This window comes from Aliiroseovarius zhejiangensis (assembly GCF_014656375.1).
GTDB lineage: Bacteria > Pseudomonadota > Alphaproteobacteria > Rhodobacterales > Rhodobacteraceae > Aliiroseovarius > Aliiroseovarius zhejiangensis.
The window spans coordinates 546,546-559,007 of sequence record NZ_BNCH01000001.1 but is presented as its reverse complement, the minus strand read 5'-3'; the positions used below and the strand labels follow the sequence as shown (position 1 = coordinate 559,007).

Annotated in this window: 15 protein-coding genes; 7 read left to right on the top strand and 8 right to left on the bottom strand. The window is 61.7% G+C overall.

Annotation, left to right across the window (positions count from 1 at the left end):
- The 7 genes from IE188_RS02760 (at window position 1) to IE188_RS02730 (ending at window position 4,795) form a co-directional block, all read left to right on the top strand.
- On the top strand, window positions 1-285 hold the full coding sequence (locus IE188_RS02760; protein WP_191284932.1) for a phage tail assembly protein: 285 nt from the start codon (window positions 1-3) through the stop codon (window positions 283-285).
- A gap of 123 nt (window positions 286-408) precedes the next feature.
- On the top strand, window positions 409-2,406 hold the full coding sequence (locus tag IE188_RS02755) for a phage tail tape measure protein (protein ID WP_191284931.1): 1,998 nt from the start codon (window positions 409-411) through the stop codon (window positions 2,404-2,406).
- 3 nt (window positions 2,407-2,409) lie between these two features.
- Window positions 2,410-2,817: a phage tail protein gene (locus tag IE188_RS02750; RefSeq protein ID WP_191284930.1), complete on the top strand. Its 408-nt coding sequence runs from the start codon at window positions 2,410-2,412 to the stop codon at window positions 2,815-2,817.
- Complete coding sequence (locus IE188_RS02745) at window positions 2,786-3,007, top strand: tail protein X (RefSeq protein ID WP_191284929.1); 222 nt, start codon at window positions 2,786-2,788, stop codon at window positions 3,005-3,007. Before IE188_RS02750 ends, IE188_RS02745 begins: the two co-directional genes overlap by 32 nt.
- A complete protein-coding gene (locus IE188_RS02740; protein WP_191284928.1) occupies window positions 3,004-3,996 on the top strand; it encodes a phage late control D family protein in 993 nt (330 codons plus the stop codon). The genes IE188_RS02745 and IE188_RS02740 overlap by 4 nt, the downstream gene beginning before the upstream one ends.
- A gap of 2 nt (window positions 3,997-3,998) precedes the next feature.
- Window positions 3,999-4,334: a hypothetical protein gene (locus tag IE188_RS02735; RefSeq protein WP_191284927.1), complete on the top strand. Its 336-nt coding sequence runs from the start codon at window positions 3,999-4,001 to the stop codon at window positions 4,332-4,334.
- Window positions 4,331-4,795, top strand: coding sequence for a hypothetical protein (locus tag IE188_RS02730; protein ID WP_191284926.1), 465 nt, complete (start codon window positions 4,331-4,333; stop codon window positions 4,793-4,795). The genes IE188_RS02735 and IE188_RS02730 overlap by 4 nt, the downstream gene beginning before the upstream one ends.
- 47 nt (window positions 4,796-4,842) lie before the next feature.
- On the opposite strand, the gene IE188_RS02725 is transcribed toward IE188_RS02730, so the two are convergent.
- The 8 genes from IE188_RS02725 to paaB all read right to left on the bottom strand — a co-directional run bounded on the left by IE188_RS02725 (window position 4,843) and on the right by paaB (window position 12,458).
- On the bottom strand, window positions 4,843-6,066 hold the full coding sequence (locus IE188_RS02725; protein WP_229836429.1) for a tyrosine-type recombinase/integrase: 1,224 nt from the start codon (window positions 6,064-6,066) through the stop codon (window positions 4,843-4,845).
- 176 nt (window positions 6,067-6,242) lie between these two features.
- Window positions 6,243-7,037: a PaaX family transcriptional regulator gene (locus IE188_RS02720; protein WP_191284925.1), complete on the bottom strand. Its 795-nt coding sequence runs from the start codon at window positions 7,035-7,037 to the stop codon at window positions 6,243-6,245.
- A gap of 6 nt (window positions 7,038-7,043) precedes the next feature.
- Complete coding sequence (gene paaZ, locus IE188_RS02715) at window positions 7,044-9,071, bottom strand: phenylacetic acid degradation bifunctional protein PaaZ (protein WP_191284924.1); 2,028 nt, start codon at window positions 9,069-9,071, stop codon at window positions 7,044-7,046.
- A 36-nt stretch (window positions 9,072-9,107) separates the two neighbouring features.
- Window positions 9,108-9,866, bottom strand: a complete 759-nt coding sequence (locus tag IE188_RS02710; RefSeq protein ID WP_191284923.1) for a Phenylacetic acid catabolic protein — start codon at window positions 9,864-9,866, stop codon at window positions 9,108-9,110.
- 10 nt (window positions 9,867-9,876) lie between these two features.
- The gene (gene paaE / locus IE188_RS02705; protein WP_191284922.1) at window positions 9,877-10,941 is read right to left on the bottom strand and encodes a 1,2-phenylacetyl-CoA epoxidase subunit PaaE; all 1,065 of its coding nucleotides are present in this window, start codon (window positions 10,939-10,941) and stop codon (window positions 9,877-9,879) included.
- A gap of 8 nt (window positions 10,942-10,949) precedes the next feature.
- Complete coding sequence (gene paaD / locus IE188_RS02700; protein WP_191284921.1) at window positions 10,950-11,411, bottom strand: 1,2-phenylacetyl-CoA epoxidase subunit PaaD; 462 nt, start codon at window positions 11,409-11,411, stop codon at window positions 10,950-10,952.
- Window position 11,412: 1 nt separating this feature from the next.
- The gene (paaC, locus tag IE188_RS02695) at window positions 11,413-12,174 is read right to left on the bottom strand and encodes a 1,2-phenylacetyl-CoA epoxidase subunit PaaC (protein WP_191284920.1); all 762 of its coding nucleotides are present in this window, start codon (window positions 12,172-12,174) and stop codon (window positions 11,413-11,415) included.
- Window positions 12,174-12,458 (bottom strand): 1,2-phenylacetyl-CoA epoxidase subunit PaaB, encoded by a 285-nt coding sequence (paaB, locus tag IE188_RS02690; RefSeq protein ID WP_191284919.1) that lies wholly within the window; start codon window positions 12,456-12,458, stop codon window positions 12,174-12,176. Before paaB ends, paaC begins: the two co-directional genes overlap by 1 nt.
- Window positions 12,459-12,462 lie beyond the last annotated feature (4 nt).

Genomic DNA, 12,462 nt, shown 5'->3' with positions numbered 1-12,462 from the left:
ATGGACAAAAACCCCGCCTGGCTGATCGAGAATTCAGACGGAACCATTGAAATCCGTTTCGAGGAACGCCCCCTGATCATTGATAGCACCGAGGTGAAGGCCCTGACCATGCGCGAACCCACGGTGGATGACCAGATCACAGCACAGCGCGCCAAGGGCGGCGAGGGCGAGGCCGAGGTCACGCTGATTGCCAACCTGGTTGAGTTGCCCCCCGCCACCATTCGCAGCCTACCCATCCGCCAGTACACGCGCTTGCAGGCGGCGCTGGCGGTTTTTTACGCCTGACCGGTGATGGGGATCTGCGCAGGTCTGCACTAGCCCTGGCCCGGTTCACGGGCTGGGGCCACGCCGAAATCATGGGCTTGCCGGTCAGCCTGTTCCTGTGGTGGCTAGAAGGATTGCCCGCCAATGGCAAAGAACCAACGCCTTAACGCCTCGATCACCATCGGTTCGGTCCTCGAGGGATCGGTCAAGAAGAATATTAGTTTCCTGAAATCCGGCTTGTCGCAGGTCGGCAGCGCGATCAAGGATGTCGAGCGGCGCCAGCGCGAGTTGGCGAAGCAGCGCAAGGTTCTGGAAAAAGAAGGCCGGTCTGTCGAAGAGCTTGACCGCGAGTATCAGGACCTAGAGCGGACGCTAGGCAAACTGCGCCGCGCCCAGGAGCGATGGACCAATGCGTCCCATGCGGCCAACCGGGTCGGAAAGACATTCAGCGCCATGACAACCGACATCGGGCGCCAGGCGCGTCGTCTGGCTGTCGGCGGCGGGCTTGCGGCGACAGCGATCTTTGGTGTCGCATCTTCGACCGCCCAGCTTGGCGACGATGTTGCCAAAACCGCCGACAAGCTGGGTATCGGCACCGGCGCGCTCCAAGAGCTGCGCTATGCCGCCGAACGGTCAGGGGTTTCCACCGGCGAATTCGACAAGTCGCTCGAAAAAATGACCAAAAATATTGGCTTGGCCATGGAAGGCACGGGCGCCCAGAAGGATGCCTTGGACGCGCTGGGCCTGTCCGCCGCTGACCTCGCCGACATGCTGCCTGATGATGCGCTTGCCGCCATCGCGGATCGCCTGACCGAGGTTGAGACCACCGCCGAGCGCGCGGCCATTGCCAACGATCTGTTTGGCAGGTCCGGCATCGGCATGCTGAACATGCTGCGCGACGGGTCCAAAGGGCTGAACGACCTGCGCGATGATGCGCGGGAGACCGGTTATGTGCTGGAAGAAGAAGCCGCCCGCAACGCCGAGGTGTTCCAAGACAGCCTTCTTGACCTGCAACTGGTCGGGAAGGGGCTGAAGAACACCATCGGGGCCGAGCTGATGCCAGTTGTTACCCAGACGATGCAGGAAATCAGCGGGTGGTTGGTGTCGAACCGTGCGGAGGTGAAGGAATGGGCTGGCGCTTTTGCGGATGGTGTCGAGCGCGCCATCCCCGTGGTGCGGGATCTTGCCAGCGGCGTGGGCCGTGTCACCCGCACTGTGTCTAAATCCGTGACCAAGGTCGCCGAGATGGTCGGCGGCTGGGAAAACTTCGGCGTCATCATCGGCGGCGTTCTGGCATCCGGCACTATCATGAAGGTTGTGAAGTTCGGCGGCGCGGTGTTCAGCCTTGGCAAGGCGATGGTCGGCTTGAGCGGCGTCCTTCCGCTGGTTGCAGGTGGTATCAAAGCGATCGGCGTAGCTATGATCGCGAACCCGGTTGGGGCCATCATCGCCGCAATCGCTGGCGCGGCCTACCTGATCTACAAGAACTGGGAGCCGATCAAGGCATTTTTCCTGAACCTTTGGGAAAAAGTCAAAGAGACCTTCGAGAGCGCAAAGAACCGCATTGGCGAAATCTGGGACGGGTTGAAACAGAACATTGCCGATGGTGTCGCGGGCGTCAAAGAAGCCTGGGCCGGGGTGAAAGAGGGCATCGGGTCTGTTCTCGACTGGCTGGCGTCCAAATTCGAATGGGTGATGGGCATCATTCAGCCCGTGATTGACGCTTTGAGGTGGGTGCAGAACGCGCCTGGCAAAGCCGGGCGGTGGGTTGCTGATAAACTCTGGGGTGGCAGCGACGAGCCTGTTCAGGAACGCGCATCTGGTGGCTTCTTCCGCCCCGGTGCGGTTTTGACCGGCGAAAAGGGGCCGGAGCTGATGTATCAGAACAGGGCCGGGTGGGTTGCCGACAACCGCGCCATGCGGTCGCTGGCAGACTATGCAGGAAAAGTGTCAGGCATCATGCAGGGCGGTGGAATGCAGGCGGCGGCGCAGGCGGCTGTCACCCATGTTCACCAATACACAGTCAATGCGCAGGGCGTATCGGCGCAGCAGCTCATTGAAATGCTGGACCAGCGCGCGCGCCAGGCGTCGCAGGGCGGTCTGTTTGACCGTGTGCCCGCAACAGGCATGTGGGGGCGATGATCCATGGCTGACGTGATGATGCAACTTGGCGAATACCAGTTCTCGATCAACAGCGCCGCCTATCAGAACATGACGCGCAGCAGCGAGTACCGTTGGGCGCGGCAAAACCGTGTCGGCACCCATGACGCGCTGCAATTCACCGGGTTCGGCCCTGAAAATATCGAGCTGGATGGCGTGATCTATCCCCATTTTCGCGGCGGGCTTGGGCAGGTCGACATGCTCCGACGCATGGCCGAGGCGCGCAAGCCCTACACGCTGGTGGCGGGCACGGGCGCGTTCCTGGGCGTGTGGGTCATTGAAAGCGTCAGCGAAGGCCAAACCGTCTTCGCGCCGGGCGGTGTCCCGCACAAGCAAGAATTCAGAATGAGGTTGGCACGATATGACGGCAGTTTCTTCCCGCTACCGTTCTAAGGACGGGGATGTCCTCGATCACCTGGTCCGCGCGCATTACGACAGCGACGGTGACGATGTGGTCGCGGCTGTTCTGGACGCCAACCCCGGCCTGGCCTCGATCGGCCCGGTCCTGCCGGTCGGCATCGAAATCCTGCTTCCTGCCTATGAACCCAGCGAGGACCGGGGGACCGCGCAGCTATGGGGGTGACGGACATCAGCAACCTGCTCGCGGTGGCGGTGAACGGTGTGCCCCTGTCGGCCGGGCCGTTCTCGGCCATCACGTCTGTCTCGGTCACTGACAATTCAGGGTTTGACTCCGACAGTTGTAACATCCTGATCGCGAATAGCGGGTTGGTTCAGTTGTTTCCGCTGCCGCAGCCCGGCGCCGAGATTGCAATCTGGATGGGCGGTCTGTCAGTGGGTCTGTTCGTTGCCGACAACGTGCAGGAAAGCGGCCCGCCGCGCGCCATATCCATCACGGGTCAAGCAAAGGCGACAGGGACCACTGACACGGGCACCGCACCGATCACGCAGCAGAAAACCCGGTCATGGCCGTCTGACATGACGCTGGGCGACATCGTGGACGTAATCGCAGGTGAAAACGGGCTTGAACCCGGCGCGACCGAAAGCGCGGCGGCAATCGCGCCAGGACATCTTGACCAGGTGGACGAAAGCGACATCGCGCTTTTGACGCGCGTTGCCGCCCAGCATGACCTGATTGCCAAACCATCAGGCGGCGTGTTGTTCGTCGGGCGCAAGGGCGAAGGCATCACCGCCTCGGGTGCCACCGTTCCGCTGGTGCCGATCACGTCGAGCATGGTGTCGCGCTGGTCGGTTGATCGGTCCCTGTCGGATGGCGCGGGGTCTGTGGTGGCCACCTATCGCGACCTGGACGCCGCCAGCGACATCGAGGTCAAGGCAGGCGATGGTGAACCCGTGCGTCGCCTGCGTGAACGGTTCAAGGACGAAGCCACCGCGCAGGCCGCGGCAGATGCCGAGCTGAACCGATCCAAGCGGATGAAAGAAACGCTTTCCATGACGCTGCCGGGAAACCCCCTGGTTGCGGCTGACGGTCGTGTCTTGGTCGCAGGCCTGTCGCTCGCGGCGCTGGGCGAATGGATTGTAAAATCGGTGACGCATTCGGTGTCTTCGAGCGGGTTCACAACGAGCTTCAGCGCAGAGAGGCCACCAGACTGACCATGCAGTATGCCGAGGACGTAAAATTCTGGGTCGCCGTCGCGCTGACCACGTTCATCAAATGGCTGTTCACGGACGAGGTGGCGCCAGAGGATGAAACCCCGATCGAACGGCGCATTCGCCTGCGTCGTGCGCTGGGCGGGATCCTCGCGGGCTTCCTGGCGGCGTATTATGGTCACGAATGGATCATTGGAAAGATCGAGAGCCTGACCGAGGACGACACTGTGATAGTCGCCATAGTTCTTGCCATCACGGGCGAGCATATCATGCGCGCCCTTATGTCGATCAGCGCCGAAACAATACGAGATTTCATTGTTCGAAAGCTGGGTGGAAAATGACGATTCGACAGGCGTTCTTCGGCAACAAAAGCACGGGTTTGTGGACGGTCGCAATTCTGCTTATGTGGTTCGCGCTGATCTTCGGAAAGGACGCGCGGCTTTATTATGACGAACACATCCTTCCAAAACCTTGGATCACCGCAACGGTCGAGATCATGGACGTTGGGTTTGATAAACCTCTGATCCTGTATAAAGCCGAAGCGCGCGTTCCGGTTTCTGGTCGCTGGAACGCTTGGATCGAAACCTTTCACAACGGCGTTCCCGTTCGGGGCTGTCGCGGCAGCGGGCGCGGAGACTATGCGCCCAACGATCTCCCGCCCAAACCGTGGAAATGGGTGGATTTTTTCGAGCGCGACTGTGATGTGCCTGACGAACCATACCAGATTTGCCTGCGCTATCCTGTGTCGACCGGCAGCGGCGCATTCGGTGTGTTCGGGCCGTATTGTTTCCGGGCGGATTAAACGCGCGCTTTCAGCATTCCAATGAGTTTCGATGCATCGTTGAAAAATCACCCACTTTTCCCGGCACTGATCGGCACAACCTTCGCATCCTGCCCCGTGGCAAAGCGCGCCCAGGCGTCCAGAACGACGCGCCGCGGTTCCAGCAGGTCAGATCGCGCGTATGACCGTTCGACCTTGTTGCCTATGGTGTGACCTAAAACAGTCTCCGCCACTTCATAGGTGCAGACCTGGTTGTCCTGCACCCACGTTCTGAATGACGTGCGCAGCCCGTGCAGCGTTCCCTCGATGCCGGTGCTGCGCAGCATCTTGTTGACCGCGACATCGCTGATCGGGGTGCCGCGCAGGCCGGGGAACAGCAGATTGTCGGAAAACTCGCTGCACAGTTTCGCAACGGCCTGCGCCTCGGCGCTCAGTGGAACGCGAAATTCTCTCACGCGCCCTTCGTGCCCCTTGATGCGATCGACAGGTACCGTCCAGACATCGCCTTCGATTTCATCGAACCGTGCACCGCGCACAGCCATCGAGCGCACAACGGTCAGGATCGCCCAACGCAGCGCCAGACAGGATGCGTGGTTCCCGCGCTGGGTGAGGGCCTGGTACAGGTCCGGTATGTCCTGCCATCGGGTGGCCGGCACATGCCGTGGCTCGTGTTTCACGACGCCCAGCATGTGTTCCGCCGCGTGAACCGTGAACGGGTCGCAGTCGAACCCGGCCAGGCGCGCATGGGTGAACACGATGCGGATCCTGTTTATGGCTTTCTGCGCGGTCGGGTGTTTTTTTCGCCAGATCGGGGACAGGGCGTCCTTGATGTCCTTCTGGTGAATTTTGCTCATGCGCTTGCGGCCGATCTTTGGAATGACGTGCAGGTCGAGCGGCGACATCCACCGCCCGCGCGTCCCTTCGCCACGCAGGGACGCCTTGCGCGCTTCAAACGCCTCGATCGCCATGTCCTCGAGTGTCGGGTCTTCCCGGCTCACAGCATCACGTTCAGCCGCGCGCTGGGCGTTGCGGCTGTCGATCGGGTCGTGACCTTTGGCCAATTCGCTTGCCCACTGGTCACGGATGCGGCGCGCATCGGCCAGGGTCAGCTCGGCTTGCGACCCGATGCCCATTTCCCGCCGCCGCCCGAGGTGAGAGTATCTGAACACCCACTTCCCGACACCGCCCTTACGAACCAACACCAGCCCGCCGCCGTCATAGTGTTTTCCGTCGCCTGCCTTTTTCACCTGAACGGCGGTCAGCTTGTTGCGCATGGACGCCCGGTCCCCCATCTGGTCCCCCATTTGACCCCGCGTTTCAGTGTGATGCGCTGGGCCGTGGTGGGACAATTACGCCCATAAGGCACTGAAATCCTACAACGTGTCGAATATCGAATGCAACGCTATGCGACACCTGTTTGGTGCGCACCGCCCGCACCAATCCTACCCTGTCTGACAACAGAAGGTGCTCACCCCCTCAAGGCATCTGCATCAATCGGGCCAAGCCAGGTCAGAAGCGCATGCACATCACGGCGCAGTTGCGCCTCGGGCCAGGTCGGGGGCAGGGGCAGCGGTGGCCATCGCAACACGATGCGCCGCCAGTTGTGCAAAACGATGATCCGCAATGCAGCCTTCGACAGGGAAGACAGCGGTGACTGGGAGGAAAGGATGCGCGGTCTTACCTGTGCAAGCCTGGCCTGAAAACGCTGGGTCTCGGCGGCGGCAGGGGCAGGGATCAGCGTGTTTAGCATCGTCTGTGGCAATTGGGGTGTATTGTCCGAGAAATGCAGACATCCGGGGCAGGCGCCTGGGCCTGAAACGCCGAGGAACACTTTTGGGGACAGCTCTGAAAAACCTTGCTTGACCAGATGCTGCTCGACATTGTCCGGATCAGTGCTCGTCGAGGTGACGACAAGGTGCCAACGGTCCGGCGCGGGCGGGTTCGGGTCGTAGATACGATCAGCCACCGCTTGTGTCTGCGCCCGACCATGATCGGTCAGCGCATAGAGCGACCCGCGCCCGGCGCGCTGACTGCTGATCCAGCCATCTTTCCGCAGCCGGTGCAGCGCGACTCGCGTGGCCTCGGGCCGGATGCCAAGTGCGCCCATCAGCACGCCCAGCGTTGCACCGGATACGGTTTGTCCGGGGCCGCGCGCCATGTCGCCCATGATGGTCACGATCACCGACCAGACCCGCAGATCTCCGTCACCCTGCAAGAGGGTCAAGAGGTCTTGCGCCTCGTCGGGGATCGTCGGGGCGACCATCCGGTATCAATAAGCGTTCATCGTCAGCAGTTCGTACTCCGCCACCAGTTCATCATCCTGATTGGTCAATGTCACGTGCCAGCGCACTTCGCCATACTCATCCGTGCGCCGTGTTTTGGCCTTCACGGTCAGGCGTACTTTCATGCTGTGGCCGGCCTCGACCGGTTTCATGAAGCGCAGGTTGTCGAGGCCCGTGTTTGCCAGAACCGGCCCCTCGTTGGGTTCGACGAACAGACCCGCCGCGAAGCTGAGCAGCAGATAGCCATGCGCCACGCGATCCGGGAAGAATGGATTACGTTTCGCGGCCGCGCTGTCCATATGGGCATAGAAGGTGTCGCCGGTGAAATTGGCGAAGTGCTCGATATCGTCCAGCGTGATCTCGCGCGACTTGGTGTGCAGCGTCTCGCCAATCGACAATTCGCCGAATTTTCGGGTGAACGGGTGGGCTGGGCCGTCGATCTCGGTTGCGCCGGGTACCCAACGTCCGCCGATAGCGGTCAGGATGTCGGGGCTGCCCTGAATGGCGGTGCGCTGCATATAGTGCAACACACCACGCACGCCGCCCATTTCCTCGCCGCCGCCCGCGCGCCCCGGTCCGCCATGCACCATATGGGGCAGGGGCGATCCGTGGCCGGTCGATTCCTTCATCGAGGTGGCGTTGTTGAAATAAAGCCGCCCGTGGAAGGCACCGGCGCCCATGGCAACCTCGCGCGCCACATCGCCTGATCCTGTGATGACCGAGGCGACCAGCGACCCATCGCCCTTGTTGGCCAACTCGATTGCATGGGCGATGTCGCGATACCCCATGATCGTCGAGACGGGGCCGAATGCCTCGCATTCGTGTACGATGGTGGCCGTATCGGGGTTTTCACAATGAAACAGCATCGGCTTCACGAAGGCGCCGGGGTCGACGTCCCCGGCGAAATCCGTGTCATCCGGGTTGCCATAAACCAGTTTGCTCTCCGTTCCGATGGCGGTGGCTTTCTCAAGCACATCTGCTTTCTGGCTGGCCGAGACCAAGGCGCCCATGCGCACGCCGTCGGCACGCGGGTCACCGACGACGGTCTTGTCCAGACTGGCTGACAGAGCCTCAATCACGTTCTGGACCTGTGCATCGGGGGCGATGATACGCCGGATCGCGGTGCATTTCTGCCCGGCTTTGGTGGTCATCTCGCGCTGCACCTCTTTGATAAAGAGGTCGAATTCCGGTGTGTCCGGGGTCACGTCCGGGCCAAGGATCGACGCGTTCAGGCTGTCCTGCTCGGCCACGAAACGGACCGAGTTGCGCAAGATGTTCGGGTTTGATCGCAGCATCGACGCGGTCTGTGCCGAGCCGGTAAAGCTGACGATATCCTGAGGGCCAAGCCGATCCAGAAGGTCGCCCGTGCCGCCGGAAATCAACTGCAACGCGCCGTGGGGCAGAATGCCGCTGTCCAGCAGAATACGCACCGCGGCTTCGGTGACGTAACTGGTGGCGGTCGCGGGTTTCACGATCGCGGGCACACCGGCCAGCAAAGTGGGCGCGAGCTTTTCCAGCATCCCCCAGACCGGGAAGTTGAACGCGTTGATATGCACCGCGACGCCTTGCAGGGGCGTTGCGATATGCATACCAAGAAAGGTGCCATTGCGCGACAGCTGCTCGATCTCGCCATCGATATAGACCTGCCCATCCGGCATTTCGCGACGGCCTTTCGAGGCAAAGACGAACATCGTGCCGATGCCACCGTCAATGTCGATCATGTGGTCGGATTGCGTGGCCCCGGTGTCGAAGCTGAGGTCGTAAAGCATCTGCTTGTGCTCGCCCAGATGCACCGCCAGAGCTTTCAGCATCTTGGCGCGGTCATGAAAGCCCATCGCGCGCAGGGCAGGGCCGCCTGTGTCGCGCGCATAGTCGATCATCGACTGCATATCCAAGGCTGCGCCACCGGCTTCGGCGATCTGGGCCCCCGTGATGGCCGAGGCGATGGGGCGGGCACCCGCGCCCGGCGCAATCCACTGACCAGCCGCGAAGCTGGAGACTTTCATCAAGGTCATGCTGTGTCCTCTGTTCGTGATACGGTCAGGCGGCGCTCAGGGCGCGCTCAGTCCCAGTTTCTTCAGGGCGGTGGCCGCTGCCGCTTCCCATTCTTCGCGCAACTCGGCGTTAGTGGAGTGGCGCAGACCGAAGGCTTGCAACTGGCTGGCGCGCGTCGAGACATCCTTGCCGAAGCTCGACGCAACGCGCGGCCACCAGTAATCCACGCTGGCTTGCAGATCCGCCATGTCCGTGCCGGTCTCAACCAGCCGCTCGACGCCCTCGGCGGCAAGTTCGGCATGACGTGCTTCTACCGGCGCAATGGCGCGGAATGCCTCGGCCAAAGGTGCGTAGGACACGCGTTTGAATTCGCCCATCTGCACGCCCACGGCCAGACCCATCAGAAGGTTCATCACAACGGCATCTGCCCATCCTTGCAGGGGATAGTTGAACACCGCCAGACGCATGTCTGCGTCAGTGCGCGACGTCCCGATATCCGCGTCACGGTCCAAGCGGTCCGTCCACGGGTGGTGATTGGCATAGCGCGCGATGTTGGCGCCGAAGTCGCCCATGATCTTCAACACCTTGTCGGCATTGTCGGTCTTTTCCAGCACGATCTTGGCCGCCGCGATGCGTTCCTTGATGCCCGGACCTTCGTTGATGATATCTGCAAATCCCGCAGCCCCTGCCAGCGCGCTGTCCACGAAGGTGGCCATCAGGCGCATCAGCTCGGCCCGATAGCGCGCGGGCACGTTTTCGGGCGAGGTCATGACACCCCCCTGGGCGAGGTAGTCGGTGATGCTCATCTCGGACATGGGGCTCTCCTTACTGGTCGTAGTCGATGACGACACGGGCGGATTTGGCATAGGACTGGCAGGACAGGACATAGCCCTTTTCGACCTCGTAATCCTCCAGCGCGTGATTGGTCAGCATCTCGACATCGCCTTCGATCACACGGCACCGGCAAGTCGAACAGACCCCGGCCTTGCAGGCATATGGGGCATCCATGTCATTGGCCAGGGCCGCATCCAGGATCGAGGTTTCGGCGTCCATGGTGATGGTGCGGCTGGATCCGTCCAGTGCAATCACCGCGTTGATCCCGTCGCCTTTCACGGCCGACGTGCTGACGGCTTTCTTTGCGGCGCGGCCGGGTTGGCTGGACGCAAACAGTTCAAACTTGATCTGCGCGTCATCCAGCCCGTGGTCGCGCAGCGCGCGGGCTATGCCCAGCATCATCGGTTCAGGGCCGCAGATGAACGCGGTATCGACGGACTTGATGTCGATCCAGTTCTTGAACAGAGCCGCGCATTTTTCCTCGTCCACCAACCCGGTGAACAGGTCGATCTCCTGCGCGTCGCTTTCCAGAATGTGGATCACGTTGAACCGACCCATATAGCGGTTCTTCAGATCTTCCAGTTCCTCGCGGAACATGATCGTGGTCACGGCCTTGTTGGCATAGACCAGCGTGAACTGAGAATTGGGTTCGCGGGCAAGGGTCGTCTTGATGATCGACAGCACCGGCGTGATGCCGGAGCCGCCCGCGAAACCCAGGTAGTGGCGATCCAGATCGGGCGCCAGCGGCACGAAGAAATTGCCCATGGGCGACATCGCCTCGATGGTGTCGCCGGTTTTCAGCTCTTCATTAGCCCAGGTGGAAAACGCCCCGCCATCGACGCGCTTGATGCCGACCTGCAACCGGCCATCGTCCAGCCCGGAACAGATCGAATAGGACCGGCGCAGCTCCTGCCCGTCGAAATCCCGCCGGAAGGTCAGGTACTGGCCTTGCGTGTAATCGAATGCCTCCGGCTCGTCGGGCGCAAGCGTCACGACAACCGCATCGCGGATCGTTTTCTGGATGTCGGTCACTTTGAGGGTGTGAAAGCGCGCCATGGAACCTCCTAGATGCACTTGAAATAGTCGAAGGGTTCAAGGCAGTCGCGGCATCGCCAGAGCGCCTTGCAGGGGGTCGAGCCGAATTGGCTGGTGCGTTCCAGATCCGTGCCGCCGCAATTGGGGCAGCGATCCGGTTCGCCTTTGGCCGAGGGCGGAGCGATGCCGAATTTCTCCAGCGCCGCGCGGCCCTTGTCAGACAGCCAGTCGGTGGTCCACGGGGGGGATAGTTGCGTCGTCAGGACCAGTTTTTCGATCCCTCGGTCGCGCAGCGCAGCTTCGATGTCGAACTTGATCACGGTGGTGGCAGGACAGCCGGAGTAAGTGGGGGTGACGGCGACGTTCAGCACGTCACCTTCCCACCGGACGTCCCGGATGATGCCCAGATCGACCAGCGAGATCACCGGGATCTCGGGGTCGGGCACCTGGTCCAGCCAGTCCCAGATCGTATCAACCGACGGCTGGTCCATATCACCAGGTCGCGCCGGGATAGGCGCGCTGCAACCATTGCATGCTGGTCAGAAGATGGCCCAGATGTTCGGTGTGCATGTATCCCGTGCGCCCGCCTTTGTGGTGGAACGTGTCGGTCGGGTTGGTCAGCGTGGCTTGTGTCAACACGCGCCCCACCAGCGCGTCGTATTCTTCACGCAGGGACGCGGGGTCGGGGGCAATACCGGCCTTGACCATGGCCGTGTCCACCGCGTCGCCGTCAAACATTTCGCCGACATAGGGCCACAGGTAATCCAGCGCGGCTTGCATCCGCTGATGGCTTTCCTCGGTCCCGTCGCCCAGCCCGACGACAGTGTCGCCTGACCGTTCCACGTGATAGGCGACCTCTTTCGAGGCTTTTGCCGCGATCTCGGCCACACGCGGATCGGACGACCCGATCAACCGCGCCAGCATGATCGACGACCAGGCGTCATACAGGAACTGGCGCATCAGCGTCCGGCCGAAATCACCATTGGGCAGCTCGCACAACAAGAGGTTGCGGAAATCCCAGGCGTCGCGCAGGAAGGCCAGGTCGTCGGCGGTGCGGCCCTTGCCTTCCACCTCGCCCGCAAGGCCCAGCCACATCTGCGTCTGACCGATCAGGTCCAGCGCCGTGTTGGCCAGCGCGATGTCTTCTTCCAGCACAGGCGCATGGCCACACCATTCGCTGACGCGATGCCCAAGGATCAGGCTGTTGTCGCCCATCCTGAGCAGAAATTCGAACAGAGCGTTCTGGTCAGCCATCACATATGCCCCACGTCTTCAGGAATGTCGAAAAAGGTCGGGTGGCGATACACCTTCGAATTGGACGGCTCGTAAAGCGGGCCTTTCTCTTCCGGGGAAGAGGCCGCGATATGGACGGCTTCCACCACCCAGATCGACACGCCTTCGTTGCGGCGGGTATAGACATCGCGCGCGTTCTTGATCGCCATCTCGGCATCAGGGGCGTGCAGGCTGCCCACATGCCGGTGGCTCAGGCCGTGCTGGCCGCGGATGAACACTTCCCACAAGGGCCATTCTTTGGACATCTGA

What these genes read in the sequence shown, in the direction of transcription:
- paaE (WP_191284922.1), bottom strand. Translation starts at nt 10,941, where the DNA reads ATGGCGCGCTTTCACACCCTCAAAGTGACCGACATCCAGAAAACGATC.
- IE188_RS02730 (WP_191284926.1), top strand. Translation starts at nt 4,331, where the DNA reads ATGACGATTCGACAGGCGTTCTTCGGCAACAAAAGCACGGGTTTGTGG.
- IE188_RS02760 (WP_191284932.1), top strand. Translation starts at nt 1, where the DNA reads ATGGACAAAAACCCCGCCTGGCTGATCGAGAATTCAGACGGAACCATT.
- IE188_RS02745 (WP_191284929.1), top strand. Translation starts at nt 2,786, where the DNA reads ATGACGGCAGTTTCTTCCCGCTACCGTTCTAAGGACGGGGATGTCCTC.
- paaZ (WP_191284924.1), bottom strand. Translation starts at nt 9,071, where the DNA reads ATGACCTTGATGAAAGTCTCCAGCTTCGCGGCTGGTCAGTGGATTGCG.
- paaB (WP_191284919.1), bottom strand. Translation starts at nt 12,458, where the DNA reads ATGTCCAAAGAATGGCCCTTGTGGGAAGTGTTCATCCGCGGCCAGCAC.
- IE188_RS02750 (WP_191284930.1), top strand. Translation starts at nt 2,410, where the DNA reads ATGGCTGACGTGATGATGCAACTTGGCGAATACCAGTTCTCGATCAAC.
- paaC (WP_191284920.1), bottom strand. Translation starts at nt 12,174, where the DNA reads ATGGCTGACCAGAACGCTCTGTTCGAATTTCTGCTCAGGATGGGCGAC.
- paaD (WP_191284921.1), bottom strand. Translation starts at nt 11,411, where the DNA reads ATGGACCAGCCGTCGGTTGATACGATCTGGGACTGGCTGGACCAGGTG.
- IE188_RS02710 (WP_191284923.1), bottom strand. Translation starts at nt 9,866, where the DNA reads ATGTCCGAGATGAGCATCACCGACTACCTCGCCCAGGGGGGTGTCATG.
- IE188_RS02735 (WP_191284927.1), top strand. Translation starts at nt 3,999, where the DNA reads ATGCAGTATGCCGAGGACGTAAAATTCTGGGTCGCCGTCGCGCTGACC.
- IE188_RS02755 (WP_191284931.1), top strand. Translation starts at nt 409, where the DNA reads ATGGCAAAGAACCAACGCCTTAACGCCTCGATCACCATCGGTTCGGTC.
- IE188_RS02720 (WP_191284925.1), bottom strand. Translation starts at nt 7,037, where the DNA reads ATGGTCGCCCCGACGATCCCCGACGAGGCGCAAGACCTCTTGACCCTC.
- IE188_RS02725 (WP_229836429.1), bottom strand. Translation starts at nt 6,066, where the DNA reads ATGGGGGACCGGGCGTCCATGCGCAACAAGCTGACCGCCGTTCAGGTG.